This is a genomic window from Mesorhizobium temperatum (assembly GCF_002284575.1).
Taxonomy (GTDB): domain Bacteria; phylum Pseudomonadota; class Alphaproteobacteria; order Rhizobiales; family Rhizobiaceae; genus Mesorhizobium; species Mesorhizobium temperatum.
Window position 1 is genome coordinate 47,484 of sequence record NZ_NPKJ01000076.1, and the last position, 21,895, is coordinate 69,378.

Sequence of the window (21,895 nt, forward strand, 5' to 3'; positions counted from 1 at the left end):
CCGCAATATAGGGTGCTGGACTCCTTGCTCCAAGCGGTGTTCGGCATAGCACGGCAAAGACTCCTGACACTATCTGTTGCGCAGATGCAACGTCAAAATTCAGCCTCATTCGTGCCGGGTAATGACCCAAGTTCAGGTTCGCTTCAGCCGCATTTCGACACGACATTCGGAACCGTTGAGCGCCAGACCCGTTTATCCCCCCGGCGGGTTGAGGGCGCTTGTGAAAAGCAAGCCTGTGCCTGTGGCTTAAGGAGTAAAGAACAATGCAAGCCAATCTTAAATTTGCGCGACCGCTGGCGGTGGCGTTTGGGCTCTTCGCCCTCGGCGGAACCGCCTATGCTGCTGACGTCATCTCGGAAGAGCCGCCGGCACCCGCCCCGATCGCCGAACTTCCGGTGGCTTCCTGGGCCGGTCCCTATGCCGGTGTGAGCGTCGGCTACGGCTTCAGCGGTCATGCCGACGCCGAGGATATCGGTGTCGACGTCGACACCGATGGTTTCGTCGGCGGCGTCTTCGGCGGCTACCAGTGGCAGCAGGAGAACTTCGTGTACGGTGCTGAAGCCGATATCGGCTATAGCGGCATCGAGGGCGACGATGGTGGCGTCGAGGCCAAGGGCGGCTTCGAAGGCTCGCTGCGCGCCCGCCTCGGCTACGCCGTCACCCCGGAAATCCTGCTCTACGGTACCGCCGGCGGCGCGCTCAAGAACCAGGAAATCGAAGCCGCTGGCGCCAGCGACGAAAACACCATGCTCGGCTGGACGGCCGGCGTCGGTACCGACATCAAGATCACCGACAATGTGTTCGGCCGTGTCGAGTATCGCTACACCGACTTCGGTGACAAGGACTTCGACGGTATCGGCAAGGTCAAGTCGACCGACAACCGCGTCACCTTCGGCGTCGGTATGAAGTTCTAAAATCGTCCAAGCCACGACACGAAAAAGCCGGGCCTCGTGCCCGGCTTTTTTTTGTGATCCCTTCCCTAGGATGGGATGCGTTTTAGCCGCATTTCTGCGACGCCAAACTGATTCCACTTGGCTGCAAAATGCTCTAGCTGGGCGCCAGCCAACTCACGCCGGGACGCAGGGTTTCAGCTCCGGAAACTTCTCGTCGAAGCGCGCTGCCCAGCGGACCAGCCGGCTGCGGCCCTTTTCCCATTTTCCGGCAAAGCGCAGCGAGAGATAGCCAAGGCAGGCGCGCAGCGCCAGCTGGCCGGCGGTGATCTTCTTCGGCAGCTTTGGCGGATTGGCGTTGAGCAGATCGAGCGCGCTGGTTATCTTCGCCCACTGGCGGTCGAGCCAGGGCTGGTAGACCATGTCTTCGGGGCGCGTGCGCCGCTCATAGACCATCGACAGCGCGCAGTCGCAGATGCCGTCGGCCAGTGCCTCCAGCACTTCTGCCTCGAGGCGCTTGTCGGGATTGCGCGGGAACAGCGCGTTCTTCGACATGCGGTTGAGATGCTGGGTAATGGCGCGGCTGTCGTGGACCGAGCGGCCGTCGTCGAGCACCAGCACCGGGATCTTGCCGAGCGGATTGGCGTCGATCAGGTCGGCCGGCTTGTCTTCGGTTTTTATCGGCACGAGATCGACTGCGATGCCGGCATAAAGCGCGGCCATGCGCACCTTGGAACTGTAGGGGGACGTGGAGGCGTAGAGCAGTCTGGGCATGATCGGGTTCCTGGTTGCCGAGTACAGAGCGCGTGGACGCGCAAAGAATGCTGTAGCACTTAGAATTTGCGGATGATCCATTTCCGCGACACTGTTGGCCGGGCATCCCGGCATGATCAACAGCCCACAGGCGGAAAAACCGGGCGCCACGGCGAACGACCGTTCCTCTGCGATCTTGAGGCAATGAGCGGCACGGCAGTTGCAGCCCAAGAGAATCTGAACAGGTCAGACAGACCCGAACGTAGCCACCGGTCTTGCACCGAGAATTCCTCTGCGGGCACAAAGAAATGCCCCACCGGACTTCGCCGTGCGGCGAAGTCCTGGGAGCTGCGAAAAGCTGTCTTCCCTCCGCCTCTATTCTTGCCCGAGCACCGACTGTGCGAGCGAGGCGCCTGTCCGGCACCCGCCCTCAACCGTCCTCAGCACTGTCCTCCGCGAGCGAAGAAACGCGATTACTTCTTGGCTTTCGCCTTCGCGGGCGCGGCCTTCGCCTTCGGCTTGGCCGTAGGCGCTGCTTTCTTCACTGCTACCGAAGACTTCGCTGCAGCCGCTTTCTTTGCCGGCGCAGCCTTCTTGGCCGGTGCAGCCTTCTTTATCGGCGCAGTCTTGGCAGGTGCTGCTTTCTTCGTTGCCGGCTTCGCCGGGGCTTTTGCAGCCGGCTTCTTGGCAGGTGCTGCTTTGGCCTTGGCTGGTGCTGCTTTCGTCACTGCCGGTTTTGCCGCGGCTTTCGCGGCCGGCTTCTTGGCCGGCGCTGCTTTTGCCTTGGCTGCGGCCTTCGGCTTGGCAGCAGGTGCTGCTTTCTTCACAGCGGCTGCGGCCTTTGCCGCCACCGCTTTTACTGGTGCTTTCTTTGCCGGTGCCTTCTTTGCCGGTGACTTGGATGCCGGCGCTTTGGATGACTGTTTAGCCATATCATGCCCCTTAGTTGTGCCGACGGCCGTTAATGACCCGGCGCGTAATGCATATCTGACTCGCGCTTGTCTAGCCAGCGAAGCATTAGCATGATTTTTTCAGTTTAAGTTTTGGTTACAGGCGACACACGCTCGTGCTGATTTCGCAAAATGCCGTTGCTGCTCTTCGATCTTTGCCGACGGTTTGCTACAGACATTGTGCGCGCTTTGCCGGACCAATCTTGCTACGAAGCGCTGAAGGTTAGCAAGCGTTTTGCTCGTTGATCATCGACCGGCAACACCATGATGCGGCTGCTTCAACGATCTCATCGTCTTGTCAACCGGACGATCTACACAAGCTGCAAAAGCAAAACGCGGCCCGCTCTGAGCCAGGACCTTGCCTGCGTTCGAGAGGGGCAATTTTTTTGCTAAGGTTGACAGATTACTCTATTCAGCAGAGTATTCTGCAGTATGCGGGAGAAGCGCATGTCATTCGCGCAAGATCAAGCGGCGCTGTCCCAGATCAGTGAGACTGAACGCCGGACACCACAGCAGGCCCGATGATGGCTGCCGACGAAATCATCCACCAGAGCGTGCGGCTCAGGATCATGGCCACGCTGAATTCTCTGGAAAGGCGCAAAGCGCTGGAATTCGCCCGATTGAAGGCCATCGTCAATGCGACCGACGGCAATCTCGGCGCGCATATCGATGCGCTTGCCAAGGCGGGATATGTCGATGTCGAAAAGCTGTTTGTCGGACGTCGGCCGCAAACGCGGGTCAAGGCGACGTCAATCGGACGGCGCGCCTTTCGCGGTCACGCCGCCTTCCTTCGCGCCATCCTCGATGAGGCGGAGCAGCCAGGTAAACGCGTTCAGCGCAGGACTCGGCAGCGGCCGTTGTAGACCATCCAGCGGTCGAAGCCCGAGACGCAGAATTCGACATTGTCGCCGATCGAGGCAAAGCCCTGCCCTTCCTCGATCAGATACCAGATGGTACGGGCGTGGCCGTCGGACAGGCTGACGGTGGCGCCGCAATAGCGGCGGCCGATCGGCCAGGTTTCGTTGGCCGGCAGATAGCGGTGCTGATGGATCCGCTGGAAATCGGTGATCTCGACATCGGGCAGATTCGGCACGTGGTGCACCTGGTAGGAGAAGCGGCTGGTGATCTTGTTCAGCACCCAAGCCTCACCGCAAACTCCGCTGTCTTCGTCGACATAGACGGCAAGGTCGGCAGCCTTTGCTGCCTGGGTGACAGCGAGGGACGTGCCGAGCGGCGTGCAAAGGGCGATCAGTGCGGCAAGGGCGGATTGGGCGAAGCGAGTCATGGCAGCCTCTTATGGTCGATTGCGCGCACTGTGCGGATTCGCTTGCGCGCGGTCAAGCGGTTGTAGAGACAATGGTTTCCTAGTTCGAAATCGCCTTCAGCCAGGACAGGCGCGCGAATACCTCTGCCGCCCTACGCCGCCAGCCATTCCAGCGTCCAGTGCGCTGGTTTTTCGACGACAAGCAATGTGTGCAAGGCCGGCAGCAGCGTGCGCAGCTCGCCCTCCAGCGTGAACGGCGGGTTGACCACCACCATGCCGCTGCCGTCGAGGCTGGGCTCGGCCGATGGCGGCCTGATCTCGAAGCCGATGTCGAGCAGCTTCGGGACGCCTGACTGCACCAGCGCCTTCCGGAAGGCGGCGACCGCCTTGCGGTCCTTGACCGGATACCACAAAGCATAGATGCCGCCGGGCCAGCGCTTATGGGCTTTCCGCAGCCCGTCGACGAGGCGATCGAACTCGCCCTCCTCCTCGAACGGCGGATCGACGAGTACGAGCCCGCGCTTTTCCTTCGGCGGCAGATGTGCGCCGAGCGCCAGCCAACCGTCGAGCTCGATCACCCGGGTCTGGAAATCGCCTTGGAATAGCGCCCTCAGTTTCGCGGCATCCTGGCGATGCAATTCGATCGCCGACAGCCGGTCCTGCTTGCGCATGAGATGACGCGCGATCAGCGGCGAGCCGGGATATTTTTTCACGCCGCCTTCGGGATTGAGCGAACGGACAGCTTCCAGATAAGGCGCCAGTAGTGCTGCCGCCGGCGCGTCGAGCGCGGCATCGACCAGCCGGCCGATGCCGCCTTGCCATTCACCGGTCTTTTGCGCTTCAGTCGACGACAGGTCGTAGCGGCCGATGCCGGCATGGGTGTCGATGACGCGAAACGCCTTGTCCTTCTGCTTTAGATATTCGACGAGCCGGCTCAGCACGACATGCTTGACGACATCGGCGAAGTTTCCGGCGTGATAGGCGTGGCGGTAATTCACGAGCTAGTTCGAGCCCCTGCCCCAGCGTGGCGGTGGCGGCTGCGAATTCGGATTTTGCGGTCGCCGCCCGCCGAAACGCAACGCCAACAGCAGCCCGATCAGGCCGGCCGCCATCAGCGAGAAGCCGACCGGCCGCGCCCGGCGGTCGATCTCGCCGACGCCGGAGCGCAGCACGAGATCCACCGCCCGCAGCTCGATGCCTTCGGCGTCGCCGGGGCCGACGGTGAAGATGTAGGGGCCAGGGCTGACCGTCGGGATCAGGCCTGCCTCGTCGCGGAAGATCTTGTCCGGCAGTTGCGGGCTGACCTGGCGCGGATTTTCTGAATGGGTGAACTGCAGCGTCGAGGCGAGCACCGTCCTGCCGCCGGTGGCGGCGGTCAGCGTCAACACTGTGCGTTCTTGCGACACGGCGATGCGTTCGGTCCTGGCGGTGAGATCGACCAGCACCCGCACCGGCGCGTCGCGGCCGGACAGCGGCACCGTCACCGGCCTGAACCGGCCCTGTTCGTAGACCCGCCAGGTGCCGATCTCATGGCCGGAGAAATTGATCATCGCCCAGGGGTAGACGACGCCGATGCCGGTGCCGGCGAGCAGGATCAGAAGAAACAGAAAGCGCATGCGCTCGACTACCCCAGCCCTCTTGTTGTTTGACCATGATCTTATCCGAAAACCGGTTCCCACTTTTTGCTTCGCTGACCTTCGGTGCGGGATCATGGTCTAGCGCCGCCGCGGGCGCGTTCCATCTCGTCTCGGGAGCCATGTCGAGGCCGAGATCGAGTGTCGTATCGAATTCGGCGGTGCCAAGATAGGACAATAGCATCGGACCCAAAGGTGGGAACCGGTTTTGGGAAAATTCGAATGATCGGAGCGACCGATAAGGAGGTTCAGCCCGTCCCCTTCTGAAGGCTCGATTCCAATGCGCGCTTTCCAGTCTCATCGAACAGATGCAGATGTTGCGGCGGGAAAGCCACCGTCACCGTTGGGCCGGCCGTCAGCGCTGCCCTGTCGAGCGTGAAGACGTTGAATGGCAGGCCGTGCAGGCCGAGATGCAGGATGATGCCGAAGCCGGTCGGTTCGATCAGGTCGACCGTCGCCCTGAGGCTGGTCTCCGAGGCCGGCGACATCTCGACATGCTCCGGCCGGATGCCGAGCGTCACCGCCGCGCCTTCCTCGAGTTGATAGCCTGACGAAAGCGCAATCAGCGTTCCATCGGGCAATCGTGCGCTGGCCGTGCCTGCGCTGACCTCATAGCGTGCCGACAGAAAATTCATGGCTGGCGATCCGATGAAGCCGGCGACGAACAGGTTGGCAGGGCGGTCGTAAAGCTCCAGCGGGCTGCCGACCTGCTGCACCACGCCCTCATGCATGGCGACGATCCGGTCGGCCAAGGTCATCGCCTCGATCTGGTCGTGGGTGACATAGATCGAGGTCGCGCCGAGATCGCGGTGCAGCTTCTTGATCTCTGCCCGCATCTGCTCGCGCAGGCGCGCGTCGAGATTGGACAGCGGCTCGTCGAACAGGAATGCCTTGGGTTGTCGCACGATCGCGCGGCCCATCGCCACGCGCTGGCGCTGACCGCCCGACAATGCTTTCGGTCTCCGTGCAAGCAGCGGCTGCAGCTCAAGCTTCCGGGCGGCATTGCTGACAGCGGCCGTGATCTTCTCGCGGGCGGCCTTCCGGATCCGCAGGCCATAGCTCATATTCTCGGCGACGTTCATGTGCGGGTAGAGCGCGTAGGACTGGAACACCATGGCGATGTCGCGGTCCTTGGGTGCCCGCTCATTGACGCGCACGCCGTCGATCCGGATCTCGCCTTCGGTCACCTCCTCGAGCCCGGCGATCATCCGCAGCAGCGTGCTCTTGCCGCAGCCCGACGGCCCCACCAGCACCACGAACTCGCCGTTCTTTATCGCCAGATCGACGCCGTGCAGCACGGAGACGATGCCGAAATTCTTGCGGACGTTGCGGATGTCGATCGATGCCATGAAACCTCACTCAGCCCTTGACCGCGCCGGCCGTCAGGCCCTGGACCAGATAGCGCTGGATGAACAGGAAGAAGAGGCAGGCCGGGATAAGCGCCAGCACGCCGGCCGCCATCATCTGCCCGAAATCGACCGAAAACTTCGACACGAAGGTGAGCAGACCGACCGGAAACGTGGCGGCGCTGTTGCCCGAAATCAGCATCAGCGCGAACAGCAGTTCGCTCCATGCGGCGGTGAATACAAAACCCAGCGTCGCCGCAATGCCGGGCAGCGTCAGCGGCAGGACGATCTGGCGAAACGCCATGAACTGCGTGGCGCCATCGATCTTGGCGGCCTCTTCCAGCTCCTTGGGAATGCCGTCGAAAAACGACTGCATCAGGAACGTCGCGAAGGGGATGTTGAAGGCGGTGTAGACGACCACCAGCCCGGTCAGGCTGTTGGTCAGCCCTAGCGGCGAGAGCATCTTGAAGATCGGCGCGACCAGCATCACCAATGGAAACATCTGGGTGAGCAGCATGAGCGCGACCAGCCAGTATTTGCCGCGAAAGGTGAAACGCGACAACGCATAGCCGGAGAGGGACGCGAGCAGCGTCACGATCACGGCCGTTGCGCCGGCAACGATCATGCTGTTCCTGAAGAAGACCGGGAATGCGCTGTGGGCGAGCACGAAACGGAAATGTTCGAAGCTCATCCGCGACGGCCACATCCGCACGCCCTCCGAATAGAGCAGGTCGTTCGGCGTGACCGATACTTTCAACAGCCAGAACAGCGGGAACAGCGCAAAGACCACATAGCAGAGGATCGCCAGGCGGTGCAGCGCGGTGCCGAAGATCGAATAGCTGTTCATCTGGTCATCCCCCGACCCATCACGACCGATCCATCAGGACTTGCCGCAGCATGACGATCAGCATCGAATAGGCGAGCAGCAGGACGAGCAGCACCAGCGCGATGGCCGAGGCGTAGCCGAAATCAAGGGCTCTGAAGGCCTGCGTGAAGATGTAGCTCGCGACGATCTGCGTGCGGTCGGCCGGCCCGCCGCTGGTCATGACGATGATCAGGTCGGCGAAGTTCGAGATCCAGACAGTGCGCAACAGCACGGTGATCGCAATGGTCGGCGCAAGGAATGGCAACGTGATCGACGTGAACCGCCTGATCGCGCCGGCGCCATCGATCGCCGCCGCCTCGTAGAGGTCGCGTGGGATAGCCTGAAGCGCGGCCAGCAGCGTGATGGCGAAGAAGGGAATGCCCCACCAGACGTTGGCGATGATCGGTCCCCACATGGCGAGCTGCGGATTGGAAAGGATGTTGGCCGGCTCGCTCATGAGGCCGAGCGCATAAAGCCAATGCGGCAGCGGTCCGATGACGGGATTGAGCAGCCACGCCCAATTGAGCCCGGTAAGAAAGGTCGGCACCGCCCAGGGCAGGAACACCAGCGCCTGCGCGACGGCGCGACCGGCAAACGGCCGGTCGAGCAACAGCGCCAGGATCAGGCCGAACACGAATTGCAGGAAGACGGATGCGCCGGTCCACCACAGCGTGTTGCGCAGCGCCCGGTAGAAATTGTCGTCGCCATAAAGGGTGCGAAAATGATCGAGCCCGACATACCCGCCAGAGAAGGGATTGAGCAAGTGCACGTCGCGGAAGGCGTAGGACAGGCCTAGCACCAGCGGCGCCAGCATGATGGTGACGATCAGAATCAGCGCCGGGGCGGTGTAAAGATATGGCTCGGCGTGGCGCGTGATCCGGTCGACCAGCGACCGGCGGCGCGATTCCGAAAACCCGGCGGTGGCGTCAAAAACCATCAGCTAACGCTTTCGTTCCAATTGGCCATCGTTCCAATCGACCATGGACGAGACCTATCGGAGCCACCCGGCGATGGGCGGCTCCGATGCTCTAGGGTCCGCCGTTTATTTCTTGGCCAGGTACTTCTGCTGCGCCTTGGTCAGATAGTCGGCCCACTGGTTGGCCATTTCCTCGGGCGTGATGTCGCCGAGCAATGCCTGTTGACTGGTCTTGATGACCATCGAGTCCTTGAAGAAGGCGAACTCCTCGAGATAGGTCGGCATGACCGTCGGCACCGCATCCTTGTCCTTGAGTTCGGCGAACCAGCCCTTGAACTGCTCGCTTGCGTAGAAGGGATCCTTTTCGGCCGACTTGTGGACCGGCAGCGCACCGGTGCGCTTGTTCCACTCGACATTGCCCTCGGGCCCTTCGAGCGTTTCGATCAGCTTCCAGGAGAGGTCCTTGTTCTGGCTGGCCGCCATCATCGACCAACCGGCATAGCCGATGGTCGGGAAGGTCTTGCCGGACGGCCCCTTCGGCATGGTCGTGACACCGTAGTCTTCCGGCTTCATCCGCTCGGCGATTGCGATCAGCGCGTCTGGATCCTGATCAAGCATTGCGCAGGTGCCGGTGTAGAATCCGGCGACGATTTCGTTAAAACCCCAGTTGACGCTGTCCTTCGGCGCCAATCCCTTCTTGTACAGGTCGACGACCCAGGTCAGTCCCTTGACCCAGCCTTCGCTGTTCATCGTCGAGGTGCCGTCTTCATTGAAGAACTTGTTGGACCCGGCCATGGTTGCGCCGAACATGATCCAGCCGTTGAGGCCGCCCGGCCCGCCGCGCAGGCAGTAGCCATATTTGCCTGGAAGCTTGGATACTTTTTCCGACGCCGCCACGAACTCGTCCATCGTCTTGGGCGGCTCGGCGACACCAGCCTCCTGGAACAGCTTCTTGTTGTAGAACATCGCCCGGAGATAGAAGCCATAGGGCAGCATGTAGGCGGTGTTGTTCACGTCGCGGCCGAGTTCGAGCGCGCGATCGGTGAGGCCCGAGGTGTGCTCCCATTTGGCAAGATAGGGTTCGAGACTTTCGAGAAGGCCATTGTTGGCATAGAGCGACAGCCAGGTGTCCGGCATCTCCATGACGTCGGGGATTTCGCCGGCGGACACCATGGTCGCGAATTTCTGGAACGCCTCGCCCCAGGGCAGCGAGATGACCTCGACCTTCGTGCCCGGGTTGGCAGCCTCGAATTTGGAGACGATCGATTTCAGGGTTTCGGTGCGCTCGGGGCTGGTGATCACCTCCACGAGCTTCAGCGTCGTGTCGGCGAGTGCAGCACCCGACATCAGTACGGTGGCGAATGCGGCGATAAGAAGCTTCTTCATTTTCCGTTCCCTTCTTGTCTGGTTGCTTCAGGTCTTTTCTTCGGAAGCGGCTGTGATAGCCGTTTCCAGGTCACTCCACAGCGCCTCGGTTCCCTCGAGGCCGACATGGAGACGCACGGACCGCGGATGGACGCCGAACGCCATCGCGGAATTGGGTTGGGCTTTCTGCTGCAGCACGACCTCGCCGGGCACGATGAGGCTTTCGTGGCCGCCCCAGGACACGCCCAGCTTGAACAGTTTGAGGCGGTCGGCAAACGTCCGGATGTCGATGTCGTCGCGGAAAACAAATGAGAACAGGCCCGACGTGCCGGTGAGCCCCGCGGGAAGCTGGTTGGCCAACCCCGGATGGCAGACCTTCTCGACGATCGGATGATCCTGCAGGCGCCGTGCGATTTCGAGGCCGGAGGCCTGATGCGCGCGCATCCGGATCGGCAGTGTGCGCAAGCCGCGAATCAAGAGCCAGGCGTCGAATGGCGACAGCTTGCCGCCGAGATATGGGTAGGCTTCGCCGCGGATGCGGCCAATCAAGTCCCTCGAGCCCGCGACCACGCCGGCAACGACATCGCTGTGGCCACCCAGATACTTGGACGCGGAGTGGACAACAACATCAACGCCGAGCGACAGCGGCCGCTGAAAAACCGGGCTGGCCCAGCTGTTGTCGATGATGGTCGGGATGCCGCGGGACTTTGCCAGCGCAGCGAGCGCACCGATGTCATGGGTTTCCATGACCCAGCTGGTCGGGCTTTCCATATAGAACAGCTTGGCGCCAGGCAGGGCGCTCGCGACAGCCGCCTCGTCGCGCCCGTCGACATAGGTCACCTCGATGCGCATGCGCGCGAGCAGCGTCCCGAACAGCCGGAACGCGTCCGGGTAGATATGCCTGACCGCGACAATGCGGTCGCCCGGTTCGACGAAGCTCAGCACTGCCGACGAGATGGCGGACATGCCGCTTGCAAAACCGATCGCGTCCTCGGCGCCCTCCAGCTTTGCCAGCATTTCCTCGAACATGCGCACGGTCGGGTTCAGCCCGCGCGTGTAGGTCGGCCGCACCTTTTCGCCGCGGTATGTCTCGAGCATCTCGTCATAGTTCGGGAAGGTGAAGAGCGAGGTCTGCACGATCGGCGGCACGACGGCATCGAAGGCGTTGCCCTCGTCATGCGCGGCGATCAGCGATGCCTGGTCGAAAAAATCGGGACCGTTCATTTCGACATTTCCTCGATATCCTCTTCCACGATCTCGAGGATCTTCAGCGTTTTTCCCCGCGCCAGCTCCGCGTCCCTGGCGACGATGGCATCGAACAGCTCCCGGTGATACGGGAACGATCGCCGCGCGAAATCCTGCCGGTCGAAAGGATGATCCCAGAAGCGCTCGAATGCTTCGCGCATCTGCCCCAGGAGTTGCCGGAAAAGTGGATTGTGCGTGGCGTCGTAGACGGCCAGGTGAAAGGCTAGGTCTTCCGGACCCGACGTGCCGGTGGCGAGATGGACGCGCTCCATCTCGATGAGTTTTTCCTCGATCGTCCGCAGATCGTCGACTGTCCGCCGCCGCGCCGCGACCATGCTTGCCTCGGCCTCGATGCCGCGGCGTACCTCGAGGGTGTGCAAGAGACCATCGCGCAGCTCTGCCGTATCGAGCGACAGCGGCAAATGGATCGTGCCGGCGGATATCGGCTTGAGCAGATAGGTGCCGCTGCCTTTGCGGGTCTCGGTGACGCCGAGCGCTTCGAAACGCCCCATCGCCTCGCGTATCGTCGAGCGCCCGACGGAAAGCGCGGCCATCAATTCGCGTTCGGTCGGAAGCCGGTCACCGCTCTTCAACGCAGCGCGCTCGACATAGTCGGCCAGCGCTTCCATGACCTGCTTGCCGCGATCCAACGGCGGGAGCGTGGCGATTGCCACACGCGTGGCAGGTGCCCCGGGCAGTTCGCCGCGCGCTCGCATGGGAACCTACATCCAAAATTGGTCTGACATCTTAGCAGTTTTGCGCGCGGCCGACCTTTCGTCAAGTGCCCTGGGCAGTGTCTCAGTGCTCACGACCCGCTGTGGAACCCTAAACCTTGCCGCAAAGGCTTCTTCTGCGACGTTGCAGAAAATCAGGTGCAAAAACTGTCGTTTAAACGGGGATTTTGCGACAGTCGCTTTGAGCCCAAAGCTACCGTTCAGCCTCATCCTGGAGAGAGGCCATCGAGGAGGAAACCGAGGCCTTTCCGGAAGGTGCCACCCCAATCGTTATCCAACAGCAGACGAGAGCGTTCGATTGTCGGGTAGCGGTCGCTGAGACGTGTAAGGCGTTGCTGCGCGGCGGCCCTGTCGTCGTCCGAGAGGTCGAAGCTCGCCCGGGTGATGGTGGCGCCCATCACATAGTTCCAGAGCGACCATATCGCGACGTTCATATCTGCGTCCGCAACCCCGGCTCTGGACAAGGTGTTGCTCAGCAGTTCTAGGCGACTGAGGATGTTCGGGCCGAGTGCCCGGCGCGGCAACAGCGATGCCGACCAAGGATGGCGCAGCATACTGGCGCGCCAGTCTTCGAGCATATGAACGACTTCTCCGCGCCAGTCTCGAGACTCAACCATTTGCGGCGGTCCGCGATATTCAAGCACCGAGTCGAGCGCCAGATCAAAGACATCCTCTTTGTTGTCGACGTGCCAATATAGGCTCATCACGCCCGAACCGAGGCGATCGGCCAGCCGACGCATCGTCAATCCGTCGACTCCCTGGGCGTCCAGCAGTTCTACCGCGGTCGCCACGATGCGTTCCCGAGAGAGCGGCGGTTCACTGCGCGGCTCCTGCACGGGCTGGAGCCGCTCATTTATCCCTCGTTTGCTCCGGGCGCCGCTGCGTTTTGCAGCCATCCGTCTCCCTCGCTGTTCAGAACGTCGATTTTGCCCGGCAAAGCGGCGAATGTCGATCTTGAACGATTGACTCGTACGGCGTACCATACGAGTCATCGTATGAGCGATACGGTTAAAGTTCAATCATGCCGGCCGCGAGGGTACGTTGCTCGCAGTCCGCAAAGCCAAAAGAAAATCATGTCACGCGCAATCAAGCATCTGCTTACCGGAGGGCTAATCATCATGACCATCGGAATTCCCACCGCGACGACAGCGAATGAGAAGGATCTCAAGCTGACCATCGTCAATCCACAAAACCTCTACGACCCGTCGCCGAATGGCTACAGCACGGCGGTGATCATGCCCAGCGATGGCCGGGTGGCCTACATCTCCGGACAGGGCGGCCAAGACAGCACGGGAGCCTTGTCGCCCGACTTCGCCGTCCAGGTCGAGCAGGCCTACGCAAATTTGCGTACCGCCCTCGATGCGCTCGGTGCCAGGCCGGATCAGGTCGCCAAGCTCACGGTCTTCGTGGTCGATCACGATATGTCCAAGCTTGAGGTGTTGACCAAGAACGTCAAGAAAATGTTCGGTGAGACGCTGCCGGCGCAGACCCTGATTCCCGTTCCCAAGCTTGCAATTGACCCCATGCTCTTCGAGGTGGAGGCCGTCGTCATTCTGGAGTAGTGATGCCGGTCGCCTTTCACAAATATCCTTGAGCTTCGCGATAGTTTCAGCCTGTCCATCCGGTCAATGGTTTGCCTGTCGCAAATGTCCCTCGCAAAAAAAGTGGGTGTCTCGCGACCGATTTTTGGGACAGCCGCAAGGGGCGCTCGCCACCCGAATGCGACGGTCATGTAGTGTGCGGATCGAGGAGCCGAATGTGATGGCATTGGATGGTGTACGTGCCTTGGTATTCGACGTATTCGGCACTGTCGTCGATTGGCGCAGCGGCGTGGCGAGCGAAGCTGAACCGTTCCTGAAGCGGCATGGAGCAGGATCCGCCATTCCTACCGCTTTCGCGGATGCGTGGCGCCGCCGTTACTCCCCAGCGATGGAGGAGGTGCGCAGCGGCCGGCGGCCTTTTACACGGCTCGACGTGCTGCACCGGGAGAATCTGGAAGCCGTTTTGCCAGAATTCGGGATCGATCCGGCTTCGGTGCCAGCGTCCGAACTGGACGAACTGAATCTGGCATGGGCACCGATTGGAGCCATGGCCGGACGCGGTGGCCGGCCTCACACGGCTGAAGGCCCGCTATATCATCGCGCCGCTCTCGAACGGTAACATCGTCCTCATGCTCAACATAGCGAAGCGTAGTCGCATCCCCTGGGATGCGATCCTCGGCGCCGAAGTCGTGCAAGCGTACAAGCCGATGCCGCAAGCCTATCTTCGCACCGCTGACGTCCTGGCAATGAAGCCAGATGAGATCTGTCTTGTGGCCGCCCACAATGGCGACCTTGCAGCGGCTCGGTCATGCGGATTGCGAACAGCTTTTGTCCCGCGTCCGACCGAGCACGGGTTAGCGCAGACCACGGACTTGCATCCTGATCAGGCCTGGGATTTGGTCGCCAGCGACTTCATTGACTTGGCTGAACGGCTTCAGTTGTAGCGCGTCTCAACGATCAGCAAACCACCCCTTCGGGGGTTCTTCCACGTTTCGGTCCGATGCTCCATTCGGCATTGCGACCCAACCGCGCAGCGATCTGATCCCAGGAGGATAGGCAAGGCGGCAGGTTTTACTACGCCTTGCGTTCCCAGCGCCGGTCTGAAGTCTGCTGCCAGTAGGTGACCGCGTGGCCGGCTTCCTTCATCGTCTTCCAGTGCGTGCGCGCCGCCTCGACCTGGGCCGCATCGTGGCCGTCGAACAGGAACACGGCGCGCTCATAACCGGTAAGCTCCGGCGGCGCCGCGCCGTCGACCAGAAAGCGTATCTGCGCCTCGTTCGGATTGTCGTGGCCGGTCGTCAAAAGGATCGGCTGCTCGGCCAGATAGGATTCGCGGTCCGTCGCATGCGCCAAGAACGAATCATCCCTGAACGTCCACAGATGCTGGTCCAGCGCGTCGCGCCGCTCCTCGGTGCCGGTCTGCACCACGGCGCGCCAACCGCGATCGACGCTGCGTTCGAGCAGGCCGGGCAGCGCATCCTCCAGCGTCGATTCGGTCAGATGGTAGAACAGGACGTCGGCCATGATCGCGCCTTGAAAGGCCTCACCCCTCGTAGTTGTCGCGCACCAGCCGGTCGAGCAGCCTGACGCCGAAGCCGGAGCCCCATGACTGGTTGATCTCGCTGGACGGCGCGCCCATCGCGGTGCCGGCAATGTCGAGATGCGCCCAGGGCGTATCCTTGACGAAGCGCTGCAGGAACTGCGCCGCGATGATGGCGCCGCCATAGCGGCCGCCGATGTTCTTCATGTCGGCATTTTTCGAATCGATCAACTTGTCGTATTCGGTGCCGAGCGGCATCCGCCACACTCGTTCCTGCGTCGTCTGCCCGGCGCTCGTCAGCCTGTTCGCCAATTCGTCATTGTTGGAGAAAAGGCCGGCATAATGCTGGCCGAGGGCGACCATGGTGGCGCCGGTCAGCGTCGCCAGATTGACCATGAATTTCGGCTGGAAGCGATCGTTGCAGTACCACAGCGCATCGGCCAGAACGAGGCGGCCTTCGGCGTCGGTGTTGAGCACCTCGATGGTCTGGCCCGACATCGAAGTAACGATGTCGCCCGGGCGTTGCGCATGGCCGTCGACGGCATTTTCCACCAGCCCGATGATGCCGACGACATTGGCCTTGGCTTTGCGGGCGGCCAGCGCGTGCATCAGCCCAGTCACGGCCGCCGCGCCGCCCATGTCGCCCTTCATGTCCTCCATGCCGGAGGCCGTCTTAATCGAATTGCCGCCGGTGTCGAAAGTGACGCCCTTGCCGACGAAGGCAATCGGGCTGTCCTTGGCCTTGCCGCCATTCCATCGCATGACGGCCAGGCGGGCGCCACGCGGCGAACCTTGCGCGACGCCGAGCAGCGCGCCCATGCCGAGCTTCTTCATCTCCTTCTCGACCAGGATCTCGACCGTGACGCCGAGCGCTTCCAGTTCGTTGACGCGGGCGGCGAATTCTACCGGCCCGAGCATATTGGCCGGTTCGTTGACCAGATCGCGCGCCAGCAGCACCCCATCGATCACCGCCGCCTCGTCGGCGAAGGCCTTTTTCGCCGCCGCCGGATCGGTGGTATGGATGGTCACCTTGACCGGCTTTTTGGGCTCGGCCTTGTTGCCATCGCGCTGGCCGTCGCCATTGTCCTTTTTCGTCTTGTACTTGTCGAAGGCATAGCTGCGCAGAAGGATGCCCGCGGCAAGCTGTGCCGCTTGCCTGCCGCCGACGTCAGCACCCGGCAGATCGAGCACGACGGCCACCTCTGTCGCCTTGCGCAGGGACGCAGCGATGGTGCCGCCAAGCTTGAGCCAGGCATGGTCGTCGAGCCCCGAGACCTTGCCGGCGCCGACCGCCACCAGCCGGTCGAGCGATGTGCCCTCCGGCGCCAGCACTTCGACCAGGCCGGCGAATTTGCCGGAAAAGTCCGCCACCGGAAACGCCCGCTCCAGGGTCTTTGCCGGATCGCAAGCCTTTGCCGCGTCGCCGAGACCGCCATCGTTGGCCGCCAGCACGAAGACACTGCCCTTCTTGGGCGCTGCGAATTTGGCGAAGGCGATCGAAGGTCTCGAAGTCATCATGTCCTGCTTTCGGGAACGGCGTTGGATTTTTGGGAGAGTGCCTTGGCGAAACTAGATATTTGGCTGTTTCCGACCGGAAGCACCACCCCAATTTTCAATCATCGCCCCTTCCTGACGATCTCCTGCGCGATTGCGTTGGCCTGAATTCGTGCGTTTGGCGAAAGCAACCGCGAATGCTTGGCCGCATGCCGGTAAACCACAGGCCGGGCAATTTCGGGTTCGTCTCGCCGCCGTTGCAGCCACGGCGGCCAGGACCGTGACCGGCGCGACATTTGGTCGTTTTCCGGCATTTGGCAAGACTTTGCCGGAATCCGATCCCATATGGCGGATGGAATCGATGGCGATTCGTCGCGGCACGGCCCCGCTTTCCTGCCGCAACGTGTTGTTAACCATTGATGTTCGCCCTTTCTTATCCATTGCCGCCGACACTCCGGCCCACCGGAAATATCGATGTGGGATGGGAACCAGATCGAACCGCCAACGGACCGGTTGTACAGTCGTCGCCGGGCGACTACCTTGTCTGGAGGCATGATGCCGTTCGGCAAAATCGAGAAAAGCCTTCATGAAGGTCGTTGAACGCTACATCATGCGTCGTGCGTTGGCGGTCTTCCTGGCAGCGCTCATCTGGACGCTGGCGATCGTGTGGACGACGCAGGTGCTCGCCCGCATCGACCTTGTCACCGACAGCGGGCAGTCGGCGCTGACCTTCTTCGAGGTCGCTGCGCTGATCATTCCGTCGATCGTCCCGATCGTCGTGCCTTTCGCCCTGGTGGTCGCGGTCGCCCAGACACTGAGCGCGATGAATTCCGATTCTGAGCTTGCCGTCTTGAACGCCGCGGGCGCTTCGCGCTGGACCATCGTCAGGCCGATCATACTCCTGGCGCTGGCGGCCAGCATCTTTTCGTTCGCCGTCGACAACGGCGTCGACCCCTATGCACGACAGAAAAACCGCGAACTGGTGGCGTCTTCGCGTGCCGATCTTCTGTCACTGATCATCCAGGAAGGCACCTTCCGCAAGATCGACGACGGCCTGTTCCTGCAGATTGGCGAGCGGCTTCCGGACAACCGCCTTGGCGGCATCTTCGTCGCCGATTCACGCGAAGAGGGCATCAACCTGATCTACTACGCCAAGAGCGGCGCCATCATCGATAGCGGCGACGAGAGGGTGCTGATGATGAACGACGGCGTTATCCATCGCGAAACGCTGGCCGGCGATCTTTCGGTCATCCGGTTCACCTCCTATGCCTTCGACCTGTCCGCCTTCATGTCGGCCTCATCGGACGTATTGCTTTTGCCGAAGGACCGGACGACCCAGTACCTGCTCAATCCCAGTCCGAACGACAAGATGTTCCAGAAAAGGCCGAACAAGTACCTGGCCGAGCTCAACCAGCGTTTTTCCGAATGGTCCTATTCACTCGTTTTCGCGCTGATCGCGCTTGCGGTGGCGGGAGACGCACGCTCCCATCGCGAGGCGCGTATTCATCCGCTGATCACGGCCATCGCGATTGCGCTTTTCGTACGCTGGCTTGGTTTCTTTGCCGCCGGCAAAGCCGACAACGTTCCGCAATACACCTATATGGTTTACGGCGTTCCTATCGTGGCGTCCGCAGTCGCGACATGGTTCATCGTCTCCAACCGAACCATGGAGCTGCCGGTCGCCTGGGCCGACTGGATGACGAATTTCGCCGGCCGCATCAGTGACGGCTGGGGCGCCCTGAAGCTCCGCTTCGCCAGGCGCGGGGCTTCTGGCCAAGGGGCCGGCTAATGGGCTGGACACGCTAATGGGCTGGACTCTGGGCAGATACTTCTTCTTCCGCTACGTGACGATTACCATCTGGTTCTTCATCGGCCTCCTGGCGCTTGTGTTCCTGATCGACTTCACCGAACTTTCCGGCCGCACGACCGGCTTGCCGGGTTTCACCTACGGCACAGCGTTCGCCATTTCAGGGTTGCGAATGCCGATGATCATGCTGCAGACGGTTCCGTTCGTCGGCCTGTTCTCGGCGATGGCGACGCTGGTCTCGCTCAATCGCAGATATGAACTGGTGATCGCGCGTTCCGCCGGCGTGTCCGCATGGCAATTCCTGCTACCGTGCTGCATCGGGGCGCTGCTGTTCGGCGCGTTGTCGGTCGGCGTCATCAATCCGATCGCCGCGCATGCGTTTTCCTGGTCCGAAAAAATTGAAACCCAGCTCCGCTCCGGCAAGTCGAACACCGTCTCGGCTGACGCCGAGCCCTGGATCCGGCAGAAAACCAGTTCCGGCGATACCATCATCGGCGCGCGCGCCATTCTCAATCAGGGCCTGGAGATGGCCGACGCCGTCTTCTTCGTCCTCAACCCGCAAGGCGACATCGTCGAACGCAAGGACGCGGCGCACGCGTTTTTGCGGGACGGCTACTGGGAACTGCAGGACGTCAAGGTTTTCCGAGACGGCAACATTCAATCGGTGGCAAGCGACCGGGTGCCGACCAACCTCAAGCCCGAATTCGTGCAAGAAAGGCTGGCGCGCCCGGAAACCATCCCTTTCTACGATCTGCCCGGCAAGGTCGAGGTTGCCCGCTCCTTCGGCCTCAAGGCAAATGCCTTCGCCATGCAGTTCGATTCGCTGGTGGCGCTGCCGTTCCTCCTCGTCGCCATGACGCTGATCGCCGCAACGGTGTCGATGCGATTTGCGAGGATGGGCCAATCCGCGACGATGATTCTGGGTGGCGTCCTGGCCGGGTTTCTGCTTTATGTCGTCACAGTGCTGGTCAAGGCATTCGGCGTGGCGGGATTCGTACCCACAGTCGTGGCTGCATGGGTTCCGGTTGTCGTGGCTATGTTCTTCGGGGTGACTTTCTTGCTGTACAAGGAAGACGGCTAGTGAGGGGGGCGGTTTTGCGCATCCATAGGCAGGCCGGTTTGGCGCGCCTCTATGGGGCGAGCGCCTTGGCATGCCTGCTCGCTTGCGTGGTCCCGAATATCCCGGCTTCTGCCCAGGATATCAGCGACATGGCAGCCGACGTTCCTGCCGGCTCGCAAATGCTGCTGGCGGCAGATACGCTGGTCTATGACAACGATAACCAGACAGTGACGGCCGTCGGCGGCGTCCAGATCGATTATGGCGGCAACCGCCTCGTCGCGCAGCGGGTCGAATATAATCGCAACACCAAGCGCCTCGTCGCCAGCGGCAATGTCGAGGTGATCAACAGCGACGGCACCAAGATCTATTCGCAGCACGTCGACATCACCGACGATTTCGCCGACGGCTTCGTCAACGCGCTGCGTGTCGAAACCGTCGACAAGGCGTATTTTGCCGCCGAAAGCGCGGAACGCATGGGCGGGGTGCTGACGACGTTCCACAACGGCGTCTACACGGCCTGTGAGCCGTGCGAGGACCAACCGGACAAAGCGCCGACCTGGCGCATCAAGGCCAGAAAAATCATCTGGAACGGCGAGAAGAAGACGGTTCGCTTCGAGAATTCGAATTTCGAGTTCTTCGGCTTTCCGCTCGCCTATCTGCCGGCTTTCGAGATTGCCGACCCGACCGTCAAGCGCAAGAGCGGCTTCCTGATTCCAGGCATCGCCTACAAGAGCGATCTCGGCGTTGGCGTCAAAGTCCCCTATTATTTCGCGCTCTCACCGACCTACGACCTCACCGTCACCGGCAGCGGCTACACCAAGCAGGGCTTTCTCGGCGAAGCCGAGTGGCGCCAGCGCTTCAACAACGGCCAGTACAGCCTGAAGATCGCCGGCATCCGGCAAGTGGATCCCGACGAGTTCATCGACAGCGACGGGCACAATGTCGATTCGGGTGCGGCCGGCGACCCGAACAAGTTCCGCGGCATGATGGGCACCAAGGGCCAGTTCGCCATCAATCCGCGCTGGGACTTCGGCTGGGATGTCCTGCTGCAGACCGACAAGAACTTCTCGCGCACCTACGCCATCGAAGACTTCAACGACAGCGTGCATCACTCCTCGATCTACCTGACCGGCCTCAACGGCCGCAACTATTTCGACGTGCGCGCCATGCGCTTCGAGGTCCAGGAAGAGACGCTCTCTGACGATCCGACCGCGCGCGCCGGCAAGCAACCCTGGGTGCTGCCCTCGCTCGACTACGCCTACATTCCTGACATGGCGGTAGGCGGCGGGCAGTTGTCGTTCAATGTCAACGCGCAGGCCATCAGCCGCGACAGGCTGGACAGGGTCCTTGCCGATCCGAACAACGCTGCGTCCGTGACCAATGTACGCGGCATCGAGGGCCAGTCGGGCCGTCTCACCGCCGAAGCGGAATGGAAGCGCACCTTCACCACCGATGGCGGGCTGCTGCTGACGCCGCTGCTGGCGCTGCGCGGCGACGCCGGCTATGTCAATGCCTCTTCGGGATCGCTGAATGCCATCAATCAGATGGCGTCTAACCTCGGCGTCGACGACGATATGCGATCGTCGCTCGCCCGGTTCATGGCGACCGCCGGGCTGGAAATGCGTTGGCCGGTGCTGTTCTCGTCGACCAGTTCCAGCCACGTCTTCGAGCCGATGGCGCAGGTGTTCGTGCGTCCGAACGAGCAATATGTAGGCGGCCTTGCTGTCCCCAATGAGGACGCGCAGAGCTTCGTCTTTGACGCCACGACATTGTTCGAGCGCGACAAGTTCTCCGGTTACGACCGCTTGGAAGGCGGCACGCGCGCCAATGTCGGGCTGCGCTATTCCGGCGCCTATGACAATGGCTGGAGCACCAACGCGCTGTTCGGCCAATCCTACCAGCTTGACGGCCAGAACTCCTTCGCCGCGCCGGACCTGGTCAACGTCGGCGAAGATTCGGGCCTTGAGACAGCGACCTCCGATTATGTCGGCCTTGTCGGCTTCAACAGCCCCAGCGGGCTTTCCGGCTCGGTCAGCGGCCGCTTCGACGAGCAGAGCTTCGAGATTCGCCGCGCCGAGGTGAAGGCAGCCTATTCCGGTCTGCCGATCTCGTTCAGCGCCAAATACGCCTTCATCCAGGCGCAGCCACTCTATGGCTTCACGACCGATCGCCACGAGGTCACGCTCGGCGCCTCGACGCAACTTGCCGAGAACTGGCGTGTCTTCGGTACCGGCACCTACGATCTGGAGCAAAGTGTGCTGGTCAAGGACGGGGTCGGCTTTGCCTATAGCGATTCATGTTTCACCTACTTGATGACATTCTCGGAATCCCGCGACCTGAGCACCAAGGAAGTGTCGCAGAACATCGGTTTCAACCTGTCGTTCCGCACGCTCGGCGATTTCGGCTCGACACAAAGCTCCTTCAACACTGTGCAGTAGCAGGCGCCTGGCAAATAACAGACGGGCGGAACGGGCGGCCGGCCAACGCATCG

Annotated in this window: 23 protein-coding genes; 9 read left to right on the top strand and 14 right to left on the bottom strand. The window is 61.7% G+C overall.

The window, feature by feature from the left end; all coding sequences use genetic code 11:
• Positions 1–263 precede the first annotated feature (263 nt).
• A complete protein-coding gene (locus CIT26_RS33795) occupies positions 264–914 on the top strand; it encodes an outer membrane protein (protein ID WP_095496609.1) in 651 nt (216 codons plus the stop codon).
• Between the two features lie 153 nt (positions 915–1,067).
• Here CIT26_RS33795 and CIT26_RS33800 read toward each other — a convergent pair whose 3' ends face one another.
• A complete protein-coding gene (locus tag CIT26_RS33800; RefSeq protein WP_095496610.1) occupies positions 1,068–1,664 on the bottom strand; it encodes a glutathione S-transferase family protein in 597 nt (198 codons plus the stop codon).
• 459 nt (positions 1,665–2,123) lie between these two features.
• Between CIT26_RS33800 and CIT26_RS37190 the strand changes: the two genes are divergently transcribed.
• Together CIT26_RS37190 and CIT26_RS33810 are read left to right on the top strand one after the other, a co-directional pair.
• Positions 2,124–2,669 (top strand): hypothetical protein, encoded by a 546-nt coding sequence (locus tag CIT26_RS37190; protein ID WP_192362286.1) that lies wholly within the window; start codon positions 2,124–2,126, stop codon positions 2,667–2,669.
• 448 nt (positions 2,670–3,117) lie between these two features.
• The gene (locus tag CIT26_RS33810) at positions 3,118–3,456 is read left to right on the top strand and encodes a transcriptional regulator (RefSeq protein ID WP_095496794.1); all 339 of its coding nucleotides are present in this window, start codon (positions 3,118–3,120) and stop codon (positions 3,454–3,456) included.
• Here CIT26_RS33810 and CIT26_RS33815 read toward each other — a convergent pair.
• From CIT26_RS33815 to CIT26_RS33865, 10 genes are all read right to left on the bottom strand, one after another.
• Positions 3,426–3,878, bottom strand: a complete 453-nt coding sequence (locus CIT26_RS33815) for a hypothetical protein (RefSeq protein ID WP_095496612.1) — start codon at positions 3,876–3,878, stop codon at positions 3,426–3,428. The two genes, CIT26_RS33810 and CIT26_RS33815, sit on opposite strands and share 31 nt — an antisense overlap.
• Before the next feature lie 131 nt (positions 3,879–4,009).
• Complete coding sequence (locus CIT26_RS33820; protein WP_095496613.1) at positions 4,010–4,855, bottom strand: 23S rRNA (adenine(2030)-N(6))-methyltransferase RlmJ; 846 nt, start codon at positions 4,853–4,855, stop codon at positions 4,010–4,012.
• A 3-nt stretch (positions 4,856–4,858) separates the two neighbouring features.
• The gene (locus CIT26_RS33825) at positions 4,859–5,473 is read right to left on the bottom strand and encodes a hypothetical protein (protein ID WP_095496614.1); all 615 of its coding nucleotides are present in this window, start codon (positions 5,471–5,473) and stop codon (positions 4,859–4,861) included.
• Between the two features lie 266 nt (positions 5,474–5,739).
• A complete protein-coding gene (locus tag CIT26_RS33830; RefSeq protein WP_095496615.1) occupies positions 5,740–6,840 on the bottom strand; it encodes an ABC transporter ATP-binding protein in 1,101 nt (366 codons plus the stop codon).
• 10 nt (positions 6,841–6,850) lie between these two features.
• On the bottom strand, positions 6,851–7,684 hold the full coding sequence (locus CIT26_RS33835) for a carbohydrate ABC transporter permease (protein ID WP_095496616.1): 834 nt from the start codon (positions 7,682–7,684) through the stop codon (positions 6,851–6,853).
• Positions 7,685–7,703: 19 nt separating this feature from the next.
• A complete protein-coding gene (locus CIT26_RS33840) occupies positions 7,704–8,639 on the bottom strand; it encodes a carbohydrate ABC transporter permease (protein ID WP_095496617.1) in 936 nt (311 codons plus the stop codon).
• Between the two features lie 105 nt (positions 8,640–8,744).
• Positions 8,745–10,004, bottom strand: a complete 1,260-nt coding sequence (locus CIT26_RS33845; protein WP_095496618.1) for an ABC transporter substrate-binding protein — start codon at positions 10,002–10,004, stop codon at positions 8,745–8,747.
• A 27-nt stretch (positions 10,005–10,031) separates the two neighbouring features.
• The gene (locus CIT26_RS33850; RefSeq protein WP_095496619.1) at positions 10,032–11,207 is read right to left on the bottom strand and encodes a PLP-dependent transferase; all 1,176 of its coding nucleotides are present in this window, start codon (positions 11,205–11,207) and stop codon (positions 10,032–10,034) included.
• The gene (locus tag CIT26_RS33855) at positions 11,204–11,944 is read right to left on the bottom strand and encodes a FadR/GntR family transcriptional regulator (protein ID WP_095496620.1); all 741 of its coding nucleotides are present in this window, start codon (positions 11,942–11,944) and stop codon (positions 11,204–11,206) included. Before CIT26_RS33855 ends, CIT26_RS33850 begins: the two co-directional genes overlap by 4 nt.
• Positions 11,945–12,168: 224 nt before the next feature.
• Positions 12,169–12,858: a TetR/AcrR family transcriptional regulator gene (locus CIT26_RS33865; RefSeq protein ID WP_095496622.1), complete on the bottom strand. Its 690-nt coding sequence runs from the start codon at positions 12,856–12,858 to the stop codon at positions 12,169–12,171.
• 177 nt (positions 12,859–13,035) lie between these two features.
• Here CIT26_RS33865 and CIT26_RS33870 point away from each other — a divergent pair, with 177 nt between their 5' ends.
• From CIT26_RS33870 to CIT26_RS38600, 3 genes are all read left to right on the top strand, one after another.
• Positions 13,036–13,524: a RidA family protein gene (locus tag CIT26_RS33870; protein WP_095496623.1), complete on the top strand. Its 489-nt coding sequence runs from the start codon at positions 13,036–13,038 to the stop codon at positions 13,522–13,524.
• 199 nt (positions 13,525–13,723) lie between these two features.
• Complete coding sequence (locus CIT26_RS38595; RefSeq protein ID WP_342587050.1) at positions 13,724–14,122, top strand: HAD family hydrolase; 399 nt, start codon at positions 13,724–13,726, stop codon at positions 14,120–14,122.
• Positions 14,064–14,447: an HAD family hydrolase gene (locus CIT26_RS38600; protein ID WP_342587051.1), complete on the top strand. Its 384-nt coding sequence runs from the start codon at positions 14,064–14,066 to the stop codon at positions 14,445–14,447. The genes CIT26_RS38595 and CIT26_RS38600 overlap by 59 nt, the downstream gene beginning before the upstream one ends.
• A 130-nt stretch (positions 14,448–14,577) precedes the next feature.
• Here the strand turns inward: CIT26_RS38600 and CIT26_RS33880 are convergent, their stop codons facing one another.
• Genes CIT26_RS33880 through CIT26_RS38975 form a run of 3 tightly spaced genes read right to left on the bottom strand, consistent with a single transcriptional unit; the run spans position 14,578 to position 16,978 of the window.
• Positions 14,578–15,027: a DNA polymerase III subunit chi gene (locus CIT26_RS33880; protein ID WP_095496624.1), complete on the bottom strand. Its 450-nt coding sequence runs from the start codon at positions 15,025–15,027 to the stop codon at positions 14,578–14,580.
• A 19-nt stretch (positions 15,028–15,046) separates the two neighbouring features.
• Entirely contained in the window at positions 15,047–16,558 is a 1,512-nt protein-coding gene (locus CIT26_RS33885) for a leucyl aminopeptidase (RefSeq protein WP_095496625.1), read from the bottom strand.
• A gap of 54 nt (positions 16,559–16,612) precedes the next feature.
• Positions 16,613–16,978: a hypothetical protein gene (locus CIT26_RS38975; RefSeq protein WP_167391636.1), complete on the bottom strand. Its 366-nt coding sequence runs from the start codon at positions 16,976–16,978 to the stop codon at positions 16,613–16,615.
• 145 nt (positions 16,979–17,123) lie between these two features.
• On the opposite strand from CIT26_RS38975, the gene lptF reads away from it, so the two are divergent.
• From lptF to CIT26_RS33905, 3 genes are all read left to right on the top strand, one after another.
• Positions 17,124–18,326 (top strand): LPS export ABC transporter permease LptF, encoded by a 1,203-nt coding sequence (gene lptF, locus CIT26_RS33895; protein WP_095496626.1) that lies wholly within the window; start codon positions 17,124–17,126, stop codon positions 18,324–18,326.
• A gap of 16 nt (positions 18,327–18,342) precedes the next feature.
• Positions 18,343–19,425 (top strand): LPS export ABC transporter permease LptG, encoded by a 1,083-nt coding sequence (gene lptG, locus CIT26_RS33900; RefSeq protein WP_095496627.1) that lies wholly within the window; start codon positions 18,343–18,345, stop codon positions 19,423–19,425.
• A gap of 128 nt (positions 19,426–19,553) precedes the next feature.
• Positions 19,554–21,842: an LPS-assembly protein LptD gene (locus CIT26_RS33905; RefSeq protein ID WP_425350392.1), complete on the top strand. Its 2,289-nt coding sequence runs from the start codon at positions 19,554–19,556 to the stop codon at positions 21,840–21,842.
• Positions 21,843–21,895 lie beyond the last annotated feature (53 nt).